Annotated in this window: 15 protein-coding genes; 12 read left to right on the top strand and 3 right to left on the bottom strand. The window is 60.5% G+C overall.

Going from position 1 to position 15,764, the window contains the following annotated elements; genetic code table 11:
• Positions 1 to 125: 125 nt before the first annotated feature.
• The 7 genes from F8N96_RS09190 (at position 126) to pdeM (ending at position 7,686) form a co-directional block, all read left to right on the top strand.
• Positions 126 to 908 (top strand): transporter substrate-binding domain-containing protein, encoded by a 783-nt coding sequence (locus tag F8N96_RS09190; RefSeq protein ID WP_150797514.1) that lies wholly within the window; start codon positions 126 to 128, stop codon positions 906 to 908.
• A 56-nt stretch (positions 909 to 964) separates the two neighbouring features.
• Entirely contained in the window at positions 965 to 1,693 is a 729-nt protein-coding gene (locus tag F8N96_RS09185; protein WP_064676159.1) for an ABC transporter permease, read from the top strand.
• Positions 1,690 to 2,400, top strand: a complete 711-nt coding sequence (locus tag F8N96_RS09180; RefSeq protein ID WP_150797513.1) for an ABC transporter permease — start codon at positions 1,690 to 1,692, stop codon at positions 2,398 to 2,400. The genes F8N96_RS09185 and F8N96_RS09180 overlap by 4 nt, the downstream gene beginning before the upstream one ends.
• Before the next feature lie 26 nt (positions 2,401 to 2,426).
• Positions 2,427 to 3,545: a succinylglutamate desuccinylase/aspartoacylase family protein gene (locus F8N96_RS09175; protein ID WP_150797512.1), complete on the top strand. Its 1,119-nt coding sequence runs from the start codon at positions 2,427 to 2,429 to the stop codon at positions 3,543 to 3,545.
• A gap of 13 nt (positions 3,546 to 3,558) precedes the next feature.
• The gene (locus F8N96_RS09170) at positions 3,559 to 4,323 is read left to right on the top strand and encodes an ABC transporter ATP-binding protein (protein ID WP_064676156.1); all 765 of its coding nucleotides are present in this window, start codon (positions 3,559 to 3,561) and stop codon (positions 4,321 to 4,323) included.
• Between the two features lie 223 nt (positions 4,324 to 4,546).
• Entirely contained in the window at positions 4,547 to 7,033 is a 2,487-nt protein-coding gene (locus F8N96_RS09165; RefSeq protein ID WP_150797511.1) for a ligase-associated DNA damage response DEXH box helicase, read from the top strand.
• Positions 7,033 to 7,686, top strand: a complete 654-nt coding sequence (gene pdeM / locus F8N96_RS09160; protein ID WP_150797510.1) for a ligase-associated DNA damage response endonuclease PdeM — start codon at positions 7,033 to 7,035, stop codon at positions 7,684 to 7,686. Before F8N96_RS09165 ends, pdeM begins: the two co-directional genes overlap by 1 nt.
• Here the strand turns inward: pdeM and F8N96_RS09155 are convergent, their stop codons facing one another.
• Together F8N96_RS09155 and dcd are read right to left on the bottom strand one after the other, a co-directional pair.
• Positions 7,687 to 7,893 carry a hypothetical protein gene (locus F8N96_RS09155; protein ID WP_150797509.1) on the bottom strand — a complete coding sequence of 69 codons (207 nt, stop codon included), beginning with the start codon at positions 7,891 to 7,893 and terminating at the stop codon, positions 7,687 to 7,689. It abuts the gene before it with no gap.
• A 107-nt stretch (positions 7,894 to 8,000) separates the two neighbouring features.
• Positions 8,001 to 8,567 (bottom strand): dCTP deaminase, encoded by a 567-nt coding sequence (gene dcd, locus F8N96_RS09150; RefSeq protein WP_028622498.1) that lies wholly within the window; start codon positions 8,565 to 8,567, stop codon positions 8,001 to 8,003.
• A gap of 355 nt (positions 8,568 to 8,922) precedes the next feature.
• Between dcd and F8N96_RS09145 the strand changes: the two genes are divergently transcribed.
• Positions 8,923 to 9,132: a cold-shock protein gene (locus tag F8N96_RS09145; protein ID WP_002554837.1), complete on the top strand. Its 210-nt coding sequence runs from the start codon at positions 8,923 to 8,925 to the stop codon at positions 9,130 to 9,132.
• 638 nt (positions 9,133 to 9,770) lie between these two features.
• Here the strand turns inward: F8N96_RS09145 and F8N96_RS09135 are convergent.
• Positions 9,771 to 10,778 (bottom strand): DUF481 domain-containing protein, encoded by a 1,008-nt coding sequence (locus F8N96_RS09135; protein ID WP_064676151.1) that lies wholly within the window; start codon positions 10,776 to 10,778, stop codon positions 9,771 to 9,773.
• A 162-nt stretch (positions 10,779 to 10,940) separates the two neighbouring features.
• Between F8N96_RS09135 and F8N96_RS09130 the strand changes: the two genes are divergently transcribed.
• The 4 genes from F8N96_RS09130 (at position 10,941) to F8N96_RS09115 (ending at position 15,721) form a co-directional block, all read left to right on the top strand.
• Positions 10,941 to 11,294, top strand: coding sequence for an MGMT family protein (locus F8N96_RS09130; RefSeq protein ID WP_150797508.1), 354 nt, complete (start codon positions 10,941 to 10,943; stop codon positions 11,292 to 11,294).
• A 44-nt stretch (positions 11,295 to 11,338) separates the two neighbouring features.
• Entirely contained in the window at positions 11,339 to 12,892 is a 1,554-nt protein-coding gene (locus F8N96_RS09125) for an AmpG family muropeptide MFS transporter (RefSeq protein WP_150797507.1), read from the top strand.
• A gap of 142 nt (positions 12,893 to 13,034) precedes the next feature.
• Positions 13,035 to 14,750 carry a proline--tRNA ligase gene (locus F8N96_RS09120; RefSeq protein ID WP_150797506.1) on the top strand — a complete coding sequence of 572 codons (1,716 nt, stop codon included), beginning with the start codon at positions 13,035 to 13,037 and terminating at the stop codon, positions 14,748 to 14,750.
• A 17-nt stretch (positions 14,751 to 14,767) separates the two neighbouring features.
• On the top strand, positions 14,768 to 15,721 hold the full coding sequence (locus F8N96_RS09115) for a hypothetical protein (protein ID WP_150767053.1): 954 nt from the start codon (positions 14,768 to 14,770) through the stop codon (positions 15,719 to 15,721).
• Positions 15,722 to 15,764: the final 43 nt, after the last annotated feature.

Here is a 15,764-nt window from a genome sequence, read left to right as displayed (position 1 = left end):
GAACTACCTTTTAAACGCTTGTTCGGGACTCTGGTTCGGAAATTGCTACTTTCATGGGTCTTACGCTTTCCAGTAACAATAATTCTGCGCCACAAGCGCTCATATTGGCTTTTAGGGATTGAAGAATGAAAAAAGCATTGCTGACCCTTTCTGCACTGGCGTTGTGCATGGCAGCTGGCTCCACGCTGGCCAAGGAATACAAGGAATTGCGTTTCGGCGTTGACCCTTCCTATGCACCGTTCGAGTCGAAAGCGGCCGACGGCAGCCTGGTGGGCTTCGACATCGACCTGGGGAATGCGATCTGCGCCGAACTGAAGGTCAAGTGCAAATGGGTCGAAAGCGATTTCGACGGCATGATTCCGGGCCTGAAGGCCAATAAATTCGACGGTGTGATCTCTTCGATGACCGTCACCCCGGCTCGCGAAAAAGTCATCGATTTCTCCGAGGAGCTGTTCTCCGGCCCAACCGCTTATGTGTTCAAGAAAGGCTCCGGCCTGAGCGAAGATGTCGCGTCGCTGAAGGGCAAGACCATCGGCTATGAGCAAGGCACCATCCAGGAAGCCTACGCCAAGGCAGTGCTGGACAAGGCCGGGGTGAAAACCCAGGCTTATCAGAATCAGGACCAAGTGTATTCCGACCTGATGTCCGGCCGTCTCGACGGGGCGATCCAGGACATGCTGCAAGCCGAACTGGGCTTCCTGAAGTCGCCAAAAGGCACCGATTACGAAGTCAGCAAGCCGGTCGACAGCGAACTGCTGCCAGCCAAAACTGCGATCGGTATCTCTAAAGGTAACAAAGACCTGAAGACACTTTTGGATAAAGGTATCAAAGCGTTACACGACGATGGCACTTATGCCACCATTCAGAAGAAACACTTTGGCGATCTGAATCTGTACAGCGGCAAATAATGCCCGGCGCCCATCTCGCGATGGGCGCTTTTTTCATCCGATCAGGCTGCTGATTTATGTTCGAAAACCTCCTGCAAAACCTGGGGCTCTCAGCCTTCAGCCTCAAGGGCTTCGGTCCGTTGCTGATGGAAGGCACCTGGATGACCATCAAGTTATCGGTATTGTCCCTGTTGGTGGCCGTGTTACTCGGCTTGCTCGGGGCCAGTGCCAAGCTGTCAAAAGTCAAACTGGTGCGGATCCCGGCCCAACTTTACACCACGCTGATCCGCGGCGTACCGGACCTGGTGCTGATGCTGTTGATCTTCTACAGCCTGCAAACCTGGTTGACGACCTTTACCGATTTCATGGAATGGGAATACATCGAGATCAACCCGTTCAGCGCCGGGGTCATCACCCTGGGCTTCATTTATGGTGCGTATTTCACCGAAACCTTCCGTGGCGCGATTCTCGCGGTCCCGCGGGGCCAGGTCGAAGCCGCCACCGCCTATGGCCTCAAACGCGGCCAGCGTTTCCGAATCGTGGTGTTCCCGCAAATGATGCGCTTCGCCCTGCCCGGTATCGGTAACAACTGGATGGTGATGCTCAAGGCCACCGCGCTGGTCTCGATCATCGGCCTGGCCGATCTGGTCAAGGCAGCCCAGGACGCCGGCAAAAGCACCTATCAACTGTTTTATTTCCTGGTGCTTGCCGCGCTGATTTACCTGCTGATCACCAGCGCCTCCAATTTTGTCCTGCGCTGGCTTGAACGCCGTTACGCCGCCGGTTCCCGGGAGGCCGTACGATGATCGAACTCTTGCAGGAATACTGGAGACCCTTTCTTTATACCGACGGCTACAACATCACCGGCCTGGCCATGACCCTGTGGCTGCTCAGCGCCTCGATCTTCATCGGTTTCCTGGTGTCGATCCCGTTGTCCATCGCCAGGGTTTCACCCCACACCTACATTCGCTGGCCGGTGCAGTTCTACACCTACCTGTTCCGCGGTACGCCGCTGTATATCCAGCTGTTGATCTGCTACACCGGTATCTACAGCCTGGCCGCCGTGCGTGCCCAGCCGGTACTCGATGCGTTCTTTCGCGATGCGATGAACTGCACGATCCTGGCGTTCGCCCTGAACACCTGCGCCTATACCACGGAGATTTTTGCCGGGGCGATCCGCAGCATGGCCCATGGCGAGGTCGAAGCTGCCAAGGCTTACGGGCTGACAGGCTGGAAGCTGTATGCCTACGTGATCATGCCGTCGGCCCTGCGTCGCTCGTTGCCTTATTACAGCAACGAAGTGATTCTGATGCTGCACTCGACCACCGTGGCGTTCACCGCGACCATCCCGGATATCCTGAAAGTCGCGCGGGACGCCAACTCGGCGACCTTCCTGACCTTCCAGTCGTTCGGCATCGCCGCGCTGATCTACTTGACCGTTACCTTTGCGCTGGTCGGCCTGTTCCGCCTCGCCGAACGCCGCTGGCTGGCCTTCCTCGGGCCATCCCACTAGGTCTTTTCTGCTTCAGGAAACAAAGAATGCGCCACCAGATTCACGACCTGCTGGCCCCGCTGCCGGGGACCGCACGACAGATTCACAGCTTTCACTTCGGCCCGCCGTTGGCCAAGGGCAAGGTCTACATCCAGTCATCCCTGCACGCCGACGAAATGCCCGGCATGCTGGTGGCCTGGCACCTCAAGCAGCGTCTGGCAGAACTTGAGGCCGCCGGCTGCCTGCACAGCGAAATCGTGCTGGTGCCGGTGGCCAATCCGGTCGGATTGGAACAGGTACTGATGGATGTACCGTTGGGCCGCTACGACCTGGAGAGCGGGCAGAACTTCAACCGCTGGTTCGTCGATTTGAGCGAGGAGGTCGGCAATGCGATCGAAGGTCAGCTCGGCGACGATCCGCAGCGCAACCTCGAACTGATCCGCGGCAGCCTGCGTGACGCGCTGGCACGCCAGAGCGCCACCACCCAACTGCAGTCCCAGCGCCTGATCCTGCAACGGCTGGCCTGCGATGCCGACATGGTGCTGGACCTGCATTGCGATTTCGAGGCAGTCGCCCACCTCTACACCACGCCCGAAGCCTGGCCGCAGGTCGAGCCGCTGGCCCGTTACATCGGTGCCGAAGCCAGTCTGCTGGCCACCGATTCAGGCGGCCAGTCGTTCGATGAATGCTTCACCCTGCTCTGGTGGCAGCTCCAGGAACGCTTTGGCGAACACTTCGACATACCGCCGGGGAGCTTTTCGGTCACCGTCGAACTGCGCGGCCAGGGCGACGTCAATCACCCGCTGGCCAGCCTCGACTGCCAGGCACTGATCGACTACCTGACTCACTACGGCGCCATTGCCGGCGAACCGGCGCCACTGCCCGCGCTGCCCTACCCGGCCACGCCGCTGGCGGGTGTGGAACCGGTGGCAACCCCCGTCGGCGGATTGCTGGTGTTCACGGCGTTGCCGGGGCAATACCTGGAGGCCGGGCAACTGATCGCCGAAATCATCGACCCGATCAATGATCGCGTCACCCCCGTTCATTGCACCGCCGCCGGGCTGATGTACGCCCGCTCGCTGCGACGCATGGCCACTGCCGGGATGGTGATCGCGCACGTGGCGGGCATCGAAGCCTATCGCAGCGGCTATCTACTTTCGCCTTGAGGATGCATGCCCCATGTACAAACTGACCATCGAAGGTCTGCACAAGAGCTATGGCGACCATCATGTGCTCAAAGGCGTTTCGCTCAAGGCCAATACCGGCGACGTCATCAGCCTGATCGGCGCCAGTGGCTCGGGCAAAAGCACGTTTCTGCGTTGTATCAATTTTCTTGAACAACCCAACGAAGGCACCATGAGCCTCGATGGCCAGAACATCCGCATGGTCAAGGACCGCCACGGCATCCATGTCGCCGACGCCGATGAACTGCAGCGGATCCGCACCCGCCTGGCCATGGTGTTCCAGCATTTCAACCTGTGGAGCCACATGACGGTGCTGGAGAACATCACCATGGCACCTCGCCGGGTGCTGGGTTGTGACAAGAAAGAAGCCGAGGACCGGGCCCGACGCTACCTGGACAAAGTCGGACTGGCGGCACGGGTGGCCGATCAGTACCCGGCGTTCCTGTCCGGCGGTCAGCAACAGCGGGTCGCCATCGCCCGCGCGCTGGCCATGGAGCCGGAAGTCATGCTGTTCGACGAACCGACCTCGGCGCTCGATCCGGAACTGGTCGGTGAAGTGCTCAAGGTGATCCAGGGCCTGGCCGAAGAAGGCCGGACCATGATCATGGTCACCCACGAAATGAGCTTCGCCCGCAAGGTATCGAGCCAGGTGCTGTTTCTGCACCAGGGGCTGGTGGAGGAAGAAGGCGCGCCGGACGAGGTGCTGGGCAATCCGAAAAGTGAACGGCTGAAGCAGTTCCTCAGCGGCAACCTGAAGTAGCGCACGCCCCCTGTAGGAGCCAGGCTTGCCGGCGAAGGCGATCCCCGTAGGAGCCAGGCTTGCCGGCGATGGCGATCCCCGTAGGAGCCCGGCTTGCCGGCGAAGGCGATCTCAAGGACGCCTTCGCCGGCAAGCCGGGCTCCTACAGGACCGCGTTGTCATTAAACCTTTCGCATGCCGCCGTGGTCACTGAAAGAAGACGTTCAGAGCGCACACCGCCGGCATGGGAACCTCCCCCGACTTCGCAAGACTCTGGTTCACCGCTCGCGGCTGGAAGCCGTTCGTCTTTCAGAAACAGGTATGGGCAGCGATAAAAAACGGACAGTCCGGGTTGCTGCACGCCAGCACTGGCGCAGGTAAAACCTATGCCCTGTGGTTTGGTGCGCTCGACCGCTTCGCCCGCGCCACCCCTGCTGACGATAAGCCTCGCAAACGCAAGCCGGTCGCCGAGCCCTTGACGGTGCTGTGGATAACCCCCATGCGCGCCCTGGCCGCCGATACCGCCCGCGCCCTGGAAGCGCCGTTGCACGACTTGCAGATCACCTGGAGCGTCGGCCTGCGCACCGGCGATACCAGCAGCAGCGAACGCGCACGTCAGAGTCGACGCCTGCCCACCGCACTGATCACCACCCCCGAAAGCCTGACCCTGATGCTGGCCCGCGCCGATGCGTTCATAGCGTTGTCGACATTGCGCATGGTGGTGGTCGACGAATGGCACGAACTGCTCGGCAACAAACGCGGCGTGCAACTGCAACTGGCCCTCGCCCGTCTGCGCCGCTGGCATCCAGAGCTGATCGTCTGGGGTGTTTCCGCAACCCTGGGTAATCAGGCCCACGCCGAGCAGGTATTAATCCCACAGGGCGGTGGCGTCAGCGTTCAGGGCCAAACGTCCAAGCAAGTGCGGGTCGACACCTTGCTGCCGCCCGCCATCGAGCGCTTCCCATGGGCTGGGCACATCGGCCTGAAGATGTTGCCAGCGGTGGTTGCCGAGCTCGAATCCAGCCTCAGCAGCCTGGTGTTCACCAACACACGGGCGCAATCGGAAATCTGGTTCCTGGCGCTGCTCGAGGCCCGCCCGGACTGGGCCGGCCTGATCGCGCTGCATCACAGCTCGTTGTCCCGGGATACCCGCGAGTGGGTCGAACGAGCGCTCAAGGAAGGTCAGCTCAAAGCCGTGGTCTGCACCTCGAGCCTGGACCTGGGCGTTGACTTTCTGCCGGTGGAACGGGTCCTGCAAATCGGCTCGGCCAAAGGCGTGGCGCGGCTGATGCAGCGCGCCGGGCGTTCCGGCCACGCGCCGGGCCGGGTGTCGCGGGTGACGCTGGTGCCCACTCACAGCCTGGAGTTGATCGAAGCCGCCGCGGCACAGGACGCGGTGGCGCAACGCCGGATCGAACCCCGGAAGTCGCCGCACAAGCCTTTGGATGTACTGGTTCAACACTTGGTGAGCATGGCCTTGGGCGGCGGTTTTCTGCCCGATGAGTTGTACGAAGAAGTGCGCGGAGCCTGGGCGTATCGTGATCTCACTCCGCAGGATTGGACCTGGGCCCTGGCTTTCGTACGCCACGGCGGGCTTTCTCTGACGGCTTATCCGGACTATCGACGGGTTGAACCGGATGAGGACGGTGTCTGGCGCGTGCCGGACGCGCGATTGGCCCGACGGCATCGCATGAGCATCGGCACCATCGTCAGCGATGCGAGTATCCAGCTGAAGTTCTGGAGCAAGGGTGGCGGCGGCAAGCAATTGGGCAGTGTCGAAGAAGGTTTTATCGCCAGGCTCAGGCCCGGCGACGGTTTTCTGTTTGCCGGACGCTTGCTGGAGCTGGTGCGGGTGGAAAACATGACCGCTTATGTCAAACGCAGCGCCACGAAAAAAGCCGCAGTGCCGCGCTGGAATGGTGGGCGCATGCCGCTGTCCAGCGAGTTGGCGCACGCCGTGGTAGCGCGTTTCAGTGCCGCTGACCAGGGCACCTTCATCGGCCCGGAAATGCAGGCGCTGCGCCCGTTATTAGCGGTACAGAAACGCTGGTCCGGGCTGCCCACCGAGACCAGCCTGCTGGCAGAGGTGTTGAAATCCCGCGAAGGCTGGCACCTTTTCCTCTACCCCTTTGCCGGGCGCCAGGTGCATTTGGGCCTGGCGAGCCTGCTGGCATGGCGGGTCAGTCAACGGCTGGCCGTCACTTTTTCGATTGCGGTCAACGATTACGGCCTGGAACTGCTCAGCGCCACCTGCGTCGATTGGTCGACGCACTTGGATTCACAACTGTTGAGCCCTGAATATTTGTTGAAAGACGTCCTCGCCAGCCTGAATGCCGGTGAACTGGCATTGCGCCGTTTCCGGGAAATCGCGCGCATCGCCGGGCTGGTGTTCGCCGGCTACCCCGGCGCGCCGAAAAGCACGCGTCAGGTTCAGGCTTCGAGCGGTCTGTTCTTTGAAGTGTTCAAACAATACGACGCCGGGAATCTGCTGCTGGCTCAGGCCGGGGAAGAAGTCCTGCGCGAGGAACTGGATATTCATCGCCTGGAACAGACCCTGGAGCGGCTCAATCGCCTGCAATTGGACCTGCATCCTGTCAAACGCCCTACCCCCCTCGGGTTTCCGCTGCTGGTGGAGCGTATGCGCGAAAGCATGAGCTCAGAAAAACTCGCCGACCGCATCAGACGCATGGTCAACGACCTCGAGAAATCCGCCGAAACCGGGAAAGCCTGATGAGTACGCCCTATCCAGTCCGTTTGGCGGGTGAAGAACTCTGGTTGTTACCGGAAAAGGCGATCTATTGGCCAGCGCAACAGGCCTTGCTGATCGCCGATGTACATTTCGGCAAGGCCGCCGCTTATCGCAGCCTTGGGCAACCGGTGCCGCAGGGCACCACCGCCAATAATATTGCCGTATTGAACGGGTTACTGGCAGTCCTGCCCTGTCGGCAGCTGATTTTTCTCGGGGATTTCCTGCACGGTCCCGGCTCCCACGCGAAAGCCACGTTAAGCGCTTTAGCCGAGTGGCGAGCGCAGCACCGTGACTTGCCCATGACGCTGATCCGCGGCAACCATGACAAGCGCGCCGGCGACCCGCCCGCCTCGCTGAATATTAGAGTGGTGCCCGAGCCTTTGCTGTTGGGACCGTTCGCCTTGCAGCATGAACCGACCCCTCATGGGAGTCGGCACGTACTGGCCGGGCATGTGCACCCCGTCTACCGATTGAACGGTCGGGGTCGGCAAAGCTTGCGCCTGGCCTGCTTCAGGCTCGGCGACGAGATCAGCCTGTTACCTGCCTTCGGCGCGTTTACCGGGGGTTATCAGGTAGCGCTGGATGACAGTTGCAGGATATTCGTCATTGGCGATAACGAAATCTGGCCCCTGTGATCAGGCAACAGGCGCGGGTGGCGGCTCATCCGGCAGGGTGGGCTCGCCCGGTTCCGTGGGTTGTTCGTTGGGCGTATCGGGATCGGGCTGACCGGGGATGCCCCCCGCCATGACTGGCGGGTGAGCCAACAAGGACCAGGCCAGGACGCCGACCTGATTGGGCTCAAGCCTTGCCAGTTCGGCACTTATTCGCGGATCGATCTTCATGGGACACTCCTGAGCAATGGCCTCGTCCGCTGTACGCGAACCGGGCGGTACACCCAATAGAGTGTCTACCCGCCCAAGAATTCCCACCGGCTGCCCGATGAAAGGGATCAGGTGCGTGGCAGAGTGACGCCGCGCTGCCCCTGATACTTGCCGCCGCGGTCCTTGTAGGAGACTTCGCACTCTTCGTCGGATTCGAAAAACAGCATCTGCGCCACGCCCTCGTTGGCGTAGATTTTCGCCGGCAGCGTGGTGGTGTTGGAGAATTCCAGGGTTACATGGCCTTCCCACTCAGGCTCGAGCGGCGTCACGTTGACGATAATGCCGCAACGGGCGTAGGTGCTTTTACCCAGGCAGATGGTCAGCACGTTGCGGGGAATGCGGAAGAATTCCACGGTGCGCGCCAGGGCGAAGGAGTTCGGCGGGATGATGCACACGTCGCTCTTGACGTCGACGAAGCTCTTCTCGTCGAAGTTCTTCGGATCGACGGTCGCCGAATTGATGTTGGTGAACACTTTGAATTCATCGGCGCAACGCACGTCGTAGCCGTAGCTCGACACACCGTAGGAAATCACACGCTCGGCGCCTTCGCCACGCACCTGGCGTTCGACGAAAGGTTCGATCATGCCGTGCTCTTGCGCCATGCGGCGAATCCACTTGTCCGATTTGATGCTCATGGCGGGTGTCCTGAATAGCGAGGTGGAAAAATTCTGTCCGGCATCTTACCGGGCGCGCCGCCGGGATCAAAGTCCGAGGCAATATTCTCGGCGCCAACCCCCTTGATTTGCGGACCTTCGCCACAGAACAGTGGACCGTCAGTCACGAAAACAGAGAAACCTTCGCAAGAAACATTGGCACGTTCCGGAAAAAGGGTTAAGGTGGCGCCACTGTGCTGCTTGTGTCACTGAGAATCTCTACACGATATGTTGAATTTCGATCCAACCATCTACAAGAATTTTTCCTGCTCTTTGCACTCAGTCTCGGCCAGGGTTCTTCCTGAGTCGCAGTTATCTTTGTTCAAGGAGTTACACCATGTCTAATCGCCAAACCGGTACCGTTAAGTGGTTCAACGATGAAAAAGGCTTCGGCTTCATCACTCCACAATCCGGTGACGACCTGTTCGTTCACTTCAAAGCTATCCAATCCGACGGCTTCAAAAGCCTGAAAGAAGGCCAACAGGTTTCTTTCATCGCTACCCGCGGTCAGAAAGGCATGCAAGCTGAAGAAGTACAAGTTATCTAACTTGTACTTGCTTTAGTAAAAGGCCCCGCCCTCAAAAGCGGGGCTTTTTTGTGCCCGTCTGTTTTTTGCCGATCGCCCCTACAAAACCACATTGACCTGTAGGAGCGAGCGGGCGGCGATCCGACTTGCCCGCGAACGGAACGCCGCGGTATGCCTGATACACCGCATTATCGTTCTTCGCCTGTAGGAGCGAGGCTTGCCCGCGAATCAGGCGCCGCGGTGTATCTGTCATACCGCGACATCGTTCTTCGCCTGTAGGAGCGAGGCTTGCCCGCGAATCAGGCGCCGCGGTGTATCTGTCATACCGCGACATCGTTCTTCGCCTGTAGGAGCGAGGCTTGCCCGCGAATCAGGCGCCGCGGTGTATCTGTCATACCGCGACATCGTTCTTCGCCTGTAGGAGCGAGGCTTGCCCGCGAATCAGGCGCCGCGGTGTATCTGTCATACCGCGACATCGTTCTTCGCCTGTAGGAGCGAGGCTTGCCCGCGAATCAGGCGCCGCGGTGTATCTGTCATACCGCGACATCGTTCTTCGCCTGTAGGAGCGAGGCTTGCCCGCGAATCAGGCGCCGCGGTGTATCTGCTGTACCGCGTTATCGTTCTTCGCCGGCAAGCCTGGCTCCTACAGGGAACGTGATTTACCAGGTAACGCCAAACCCAGCGGTATAACGCGTCTTGCTCAGGTCAGCCTCATCACTACCCTTGATGATGTCTCTCTCAGCCTTCAGGTTCAGCGACGCCCAATCCGTCACCTTGTAGCGCAGCCCAACCTCGGCATCCAGCGCATAATCGGCCACGTTGCCCAGCGGCTTGCCCACCTCGCCATTGGTGAAGAACTCTACTTTCTTTGCGACCAGGTAGCGGTTGTAGTCCCACTTCATGGCCACCGAGTAGAAATTATCCTTGCCGCCATCGGCGTATTCGTAATCGGTGCGGTTGAGCAGCGAGCCCAGGGAGAATGCACCCAGCTCGTCATCCCAGAACTGATAACCGGGACCGGTACCGACCGTGCGCTGACGGGCAAGGTCTTCGACCTTGTCACGCTTGTACACCAGGCGGCCCTGCCAGAACCATTTGTCGGTCAGGAAGCGATCGAGCGAGTACTCGCCGCGCCAGTTGTCCGTGGTGACCACGTCATCCTGGAATTCGCGGTTGTACTCGCCCTCGGCGGTATGTCGCCATCTGCCATGACGGGCGCTGGTCTTGAAGTCCACGTCGTAGTCATCGGTATCGTTTTCTGCGCGCTGATAGTCCAGAGCCACATCGATATTGCCCTTCCACACGAGGTCTTCGACCACCGGCTTGGGCTTGAGCATCTGCTGGATACTGGCCAGCTCCACGGTCTTGGGACCGTCGCCGTTGGCGAGGGTCACCTTGCCGTCTTCCGCCGCATGCAGCGCCTTGGCCTTTTCGCCGGTGTAGGCATCCTGCTTGACCAGCAACTGCTGATCGCTTTCCAGGGTTTTGACTTGCTTCCAGTCGATCGGGACCGCACCGGCATACTCGGTCTGGATCAGCAGCTTGCCACCGTCGAACAAGGTGATCTTGCCGCTCAGTTTGTCACCATTCTTCAACCAGACGGTGTCGGCAAGCAGGGGTGTGGAAGCAGTGAAGACAGCGAGGCACAGCAGGGTTCTGGACACCATAAGCAAAAACAGGCTCAAGATTGCGAAAAAAAGTCGGCATTATCCATAGGAATAAGACCCCAGCAAGCACTGACCCGACTATTTCTATTGAGTTCATTTCTCAATTGCAGATCCAGGCATTACTCTACAGACGGTAATGCGAACCCCCCAGGAACTGCGGACGTGACCGACTCAACCGCTGAAAACCAAAGCCCGGCGCAAATCCGACGCTCGGCGCTCTATCTGACCCTGGCGCAAGTGCCCGCGGGCAAAGTCGTGAGTTACGGTCAACTCGCCGAGCTGGCCGGGCTGGGTCGCGCTGCCCGCTGGGTCGGACGGACACTGAGCCAACTGCCCCCTGACAGCAAATTGCCCTGGCACCGCGTGCTCGGTGCCGGTGGGCGCATCAGCCTGCCGGCGGGCAGTGTTTCAGGGGATGAACAGCGGGCGCGTTTGCGCATGGAGGGCATCAGTGTCCAGAATAATCGTGTTGATATTCAGCGCCATGGCTGGCGCCCGGTAGAGCACAGCGGTTAGAGTGCGCGCTTTGTTTTCGTAATTCTTGAGGCAGACTCCAGCCCATGCCCCGTAAAACCTGGCGCGCCGCGCTCGCCGCCTATGCCAGCCCCTCAACGCTTGTGCTGTTGTTGCTTGGTTTCGCCGCCGGCCTACCCTACATGCTGGTGTTCTCGACACTTTCAGTCTGGCTGCGTGAAGCCGGCGTGGCTCGCGAAACCATCGGCTATGCAAGCCTGATCGGTCTGGCCTACGCCTTTAAATGGGTCTGGTCACCGCTGCTCGATCAATGGCGCCTGCCACTGCTCGGTAAACTCGGTCGCCGTCGCTCCTGGCTGGTGCTCTCCCAGGCACTGGTGATCCTCGGCCTGATCGGGATGGGTTTCTGCGACCCGCAAAAGCATTTGTCCTGGCTGATCGCTATCGCCGTGGTCGTCGCCTTCGCCTCGGCGACGCAAGACATCGCGGTCGACGCCTACCGCCTGGAAATCGCCGAAGACAGCCGCCAGGCCGCGCTGGCTGCCAGTTACATGGCCGGCTACCGGATCGCCGCGTTGCTGGCCACCGCCGGCGCGCTGTTCTTCGCCGAGGGCTTCGGCTCCACCGGTTTCAACTATAAACATTCGGCTTGGGCCGGCACTTACATCCTGTTCGGCGCGCTGATGATCCCGGCGCTGCTGACCTCCTTGTTCATGCGCGAACCGCCGGTACCGCTGCGCACGCAACTGCAGGCCGGGCGCTACAGCTTTGTGCATCAACTGGCGTCGGTATTCGTGCTGATCGTGTTGCTGGTCTCCGTACCGGCCTTGTTCACCCAGCTCTACAACACCGACTTCGCCAGCGTGCTGTTCCAGGACGAGAGCCTGCTCGACCTGCTGCTCGAAGACCGCGCATTCCTGCGGGCCATCCTCTACATCACCCTGACCGCACTGTGCCTGTCGTCCATGGGTCGCCGCGGCCTGGCGCCGGTGCTGACGCCGGTCAACGACTTCATTCTGCGGTACCGCTGGCAAGCGCTGCTGCTGCTCGGGCTGATCGCCACCTACCGGATGTCCGATACGGTGATGGGCGTGATGGCCAACGTGTTCTACATCGACCAGGGTTTCACCAAGGATCAGATTGCCAGCGTCAGCAAAATCTTCGGCCTGATCATGACCCTGGTCGGCGCCGGCATGGGCGGCCTGCTGATCGTGCGCTTCGGCATCCTGCCGATCCTGTTCATCGGCGGTGTCACGTCGGCCGGCACCAACCTGCTGTTCCTGATGCTCGCCGACATGGGCGCCAACCTGAACATGCTGATCGGCACCATCTCCCTGGACAACTTCAGCTCGGGCCTGGCGACCTCGGCTTTCGTCGCCTACCTGTCGAGCCTCACCAACCTCAAGTTCTCCGCCACCCAGTACGCGCTGCTCAGCTCGATCATGTTGCTGCTGCCGCGCCTGATCGGCGGCTACTCAGGGGTGATGGTGGAAAAATTCGGCTATCACGACTTCTTCCTGATTACCGCGCTCCTGGGCGTTCCGACGCTGGTGCTGATCGCCGTGCACTGGTACCAGGAGAACCGCCGAGCCGGTCCGACGCCGGAGCCGGTGCCGACCCAGGTCGCGGAAGAATCCTAGGCTATTTACGTAAGAAATTTCGCAAAGGGCGCGTCGATTTCCGGCCTTTGCGACCCCACCGACCGCACGCCTGTACGCCGGAAGATCTCGCCCGTACAATGCTCCGTCATTTCTCGTCATCAGCAACCGACAACGGCCAACCATGCGCACCAGTCAATTTTTGCTCGCCACACAGAAAGAAACGCCTTCCGACGCGGTCGTGATCAGCCATCAGCTGATGCTGCGCGCCGGCATGATCCGCAAACTCGCCTCGGGCCTGTACACCTGGCTGCCGATGGGCTTGCGAGTGATGCGCAAGGTCGAAGCCATCGTTCGTGAAGAAATGAACGCCGCGGGCTCTCTTGAAGTGTTGATGCCGAGCACGCAACCGGCTGAGCTGTGGCAGGAATCCGGTCGCTGGGAAGAATACGGCCCGGAACTGCTGCGCTTCAGGGATCGTCACGGCCGCGACTTCTGCGCCGGCCCGACCCACGAAGAAGTGATCACCGACCTGATGCGCAACGAGTTGAGCAGCTACAAACAGCTGCCGATCAACCTGTATCAGATCCAGACCAAATTCCGAGACGAAATCCGCCCACGCTTCGGCTTGATGCGCGGCCGCGAATTCATCATGAAGGACGCCTACTCCTTCCATGCCGACCAGCCTTCGCTGCAGGTCACTTACGACCGCATGTACCAGGCGTACTGCAATGTGTTCACCCGCCTGGGCCTGAAGTTCCGTGCGGTTGAAGCCGACAACGGCTCCATCGGCGGCGCCGGTTCCCACGAGTTCCACGTGCTGGCCGAATCCGGCGAAGACGATATCGTCTTCAGCAACGGTTCCGACTACGCGGCCAACATCGAGAAAGCCGAAGCCGTGCCACGGGAAACGTCCCGTGCAGCAGCCGCCGAAGAGCTGCGCCTGGTCGACACGCCGAACGCCAAGACCATCGCGCAACTGGTCGAAGGCTTCAACCTGCCGATCGAGAAGACCATCAAGACCCTGGTGGTTCACGCAGAAGAGCCAGGCAAGCTGATTGCCCTGATCATTCGTGGCGACCACGAGCTGAACGAAATCAAGGCCGCCAACCAGCCTGGCGTTGCCAGCCCGCTGGTGATGGCGTCCGAAGCCGAACTGCGCGACGCCATTGGCGCCGGTGCCGGTTCCCTCGGCCCGCTGAACCTGCCGTTGCCGATCATCATCGACCGTTCCGTCGAGCTGATGAGCGACTTCGGCATCGGCGCCAACATCGACGACAAGCACTACTTCGGCGTGAACTGGGAGCGTGATCTGCCGGTACCGACCGTGGCCGACCTGCGTAACATCGTGGCCGGCGATCCAAGCGCGGACGGCAAGGGCACCCTGGAAATCAAGCGCGGCATTGAAGTCGGGCACATCTTCCAGCTGGGCAACAAGTACAGCAAAGCGATGAAGTGCGAAGTGCTGGGCGAGAACGGCAAGCCGGTGACCCTGGAAATGGGCTGCTATGGCATTGGCGTGTCCCGCGTGGTGGCGGCGGCCATCGAACAGAACAACGATGCAAACGGCATTATCTGGAGCGACACCCTGGCCCCCTTCCAGGTCGCCCTGGTACCGCTGCGCTACGAAACCGAACAGGTTCGCGAAGCCACCGACAAGCTGTATGCAGAACTGACTGCAGCCGGCTTCGAAGTGCTGCTGGACGACCGCGACAAGAAAACCAGCCCGGGCATCAAGTTCGCGGACATGGAGCTGATCGGCATTCCACACCGGATCGTGGTCAGTGACCGCGGCCTCGCCGATGGCAATCTGGAATACAAGAGCCGCACCGAGCCCGAGGCGCAAGCGCTGCCGGTCGCTGACGTGCTGTCTTTCCTCCAGGCCCGTATCCGCCGCTGACACCAGATAGAGAAGTCATGTTCAAGCGAAACACCTTAGGCCTCGGTGGTGCCGCCTTGTGCGGCACCCTGCTGGTCAGCGGCTGTGCCAATCACATGTCGCAACGCAGCGAGCACGAGGAACGTGTCGAGCGCAAATTGCTCGATCACAGCCTGCAGATCGATGTCGGCGAGCCCAAGGTGCTTGAGCTGCCGCAACGACGGGTGAAAATCCACGAGCAGAAGACCTTCGAAGTCACCGAATTCGAAGTCACGCGCCACTATGATCGCTACACGCCGTACCAACCCTGGCGGGAAATCTATGAGATTCCGCTGGGCGCGGTGGCGGTGGTGGGCGGTGTCGGCGCGAATGTGGTCAACGTGTTCGCCCTCGGCAACCTTCCGGACAGTGTGACCCGGGACTGGTTCAGCTACGGTTTCGCCGGGCTCAACCCGTTCATGAACGCGCAGTCCAATGGTCGCGCACAGCAGAACCTGGCCGGCATCGACGAAGTCCAGCTGGACAAGCGCACCGAGTACTCGAGCCTGCCATGGAGCGAGCGTCCGGTCGAGGTCAAGGCCGGCAAGGAAACCTTCCAGCTCAATACCGACAAAAACGGCATTTTGCGCGTGAACCTGCTGGACAGTCCGTTCGCTGAACATGACATCAACCATCTGAGCCGACTGCTGATCACTGTGGCAGATGCCCGGGACGACGTGCATTCCGACTCGTCCCTGGCGGTCAGCAGTACCTTGCGCGGCAAACTGCTCGAAGCTCACGGACTGATTTACGACGACCTCGAAGACGACGAAGTGAGCCAGTGGGTACACCGGGTCAAACGCCTGTCGGAACTGGGTCTGGAAGAAGAAGCCACGGAGCTGGAGCAGAGCCTGATCGAGCTGACTCGCAACGATCCGGAATTGCAGGCCGAATTCCTCAAGTCATTGACCCGGGATGCCGGGCGATTGGTGGCGGATCCGGGGCCGAACTAAAGCAAAAGCTTCGTCGGAACGCCTTCGCGAGCAAGCCCGCTCC

It is taken from the genome of Pseudomonas fluorescens (assembly GCF_902497855.1).
GTDB classification, from domain to species: domain Bacteria; phylum Pseudomonadota; class Gammaproteobacteria; order Pseudomonadales; family Pseudomonadaceae; genus Aquipseudomonas; species Aquipseudomonas fluorescens_BI.
Note: the sequence above shows the minus strand (reverse complement) of the source record. Positions and strands in the feature narration are given on the sequence as shown.

Bases quoted from the DNA above. Each gene is read 5' to 3' on its own strand.
- dcd (WP_028622498.1), bottom strand. From the start codon at position 8,567: ATGAGCATCAAATCGGACAAGTGGATTCGCCGCATGGCGCAAGAGCAC.
- F8N96_RS09190 (WP_150797514.1), top strand. From the start codon at position 126: ATGAAAAAAGCATTGCTGACCCTTTCTGCACTGGCGTTGTGCATGGCA.
- F8N96_RS09120 (WP_150797506.1), top strand. From the start codon at position 13,035: ATGCGCACCAGTCAATTTTTGCTCGCCACACAGAAAGAAACGCCTTCC.
- F8N96_RS09125 (WP_150797507.1), top strand. From the start codon at position 11,339: ATGCCCCGTAAAACCTGGCGCGCCGCGCTCGCCGCCTATGCCAGCCCC.
- F8N96_RS09180 (WP_150797513.1), top strand. From the start codon at position 1,690: ATGATCGAACTCTTGCAGGAATACTGGAGACCCTTTCTTTATACCGAC.
- pdeM (WP_150797510.1), top strand. From the start codon at position 7,033: ATGAGTACGCCCTATCCAGTCCGTTTGGCGGGTGAAGAACTCTGGTTG.
- F8N96_RS09145 (WP_002554837.1), top strand. From the start codon at position 8,923: ATGTCTAATCGCCAAACCGGTACCGTTAAGTGGTTCAACGATGAAAAA.
- F8N96_RS09185 (WP_064676159.1), top strand. From the start codon at position 965: ATGTTCGAAAACCTCCTGCAAAACCTGGGGCTCTCAGCCTTCAGCCTC.
- F8N96_RS09170 (WP_064676156.1), top strand. From the start codon at position 3,559: ATGTACAAACTGACCATCGAAGGTCTGCACAAGAGCTATGGCGACCAT.
- F8N96_RS09165 (WP_150797511.1), top strand. From the start codon at position 4,547: ATGGGAACCTCCCCCGACTTCGCAAGACTCTGGTTCACCGCTCGCGGC.
- F8N96_RS09175 (WP_150797512.1), top strand. From the start codon at position 2,427: ATGCGCCACCAGATTCACGACCTGCTGGCCCCGCTGCCGGGGACCGCA.
- F8N96_RS09155 (WP_150797509.1), bottom strand. From the start codon at position 7,893: ATGAAGATCGATCCGCGAATAAGTGCCGAACTGGCAAGGCTTGAGCCC.
- F8N96_RS09135 (WP_064676151.1), bottom strand. From the start codon at position 10,778: ATGGTGTCCAGAACCCTGCTGTGCCTCGCTGTCTTCACTGCTTCCACA.
- F8N96_RS09115 (WP_150767053.1), top strand. From the start codon at position 14,768: ATGTTCAAGCGAAACACCTTAGGCCTCGGTGGTGCCGCCTTGTGCGGC.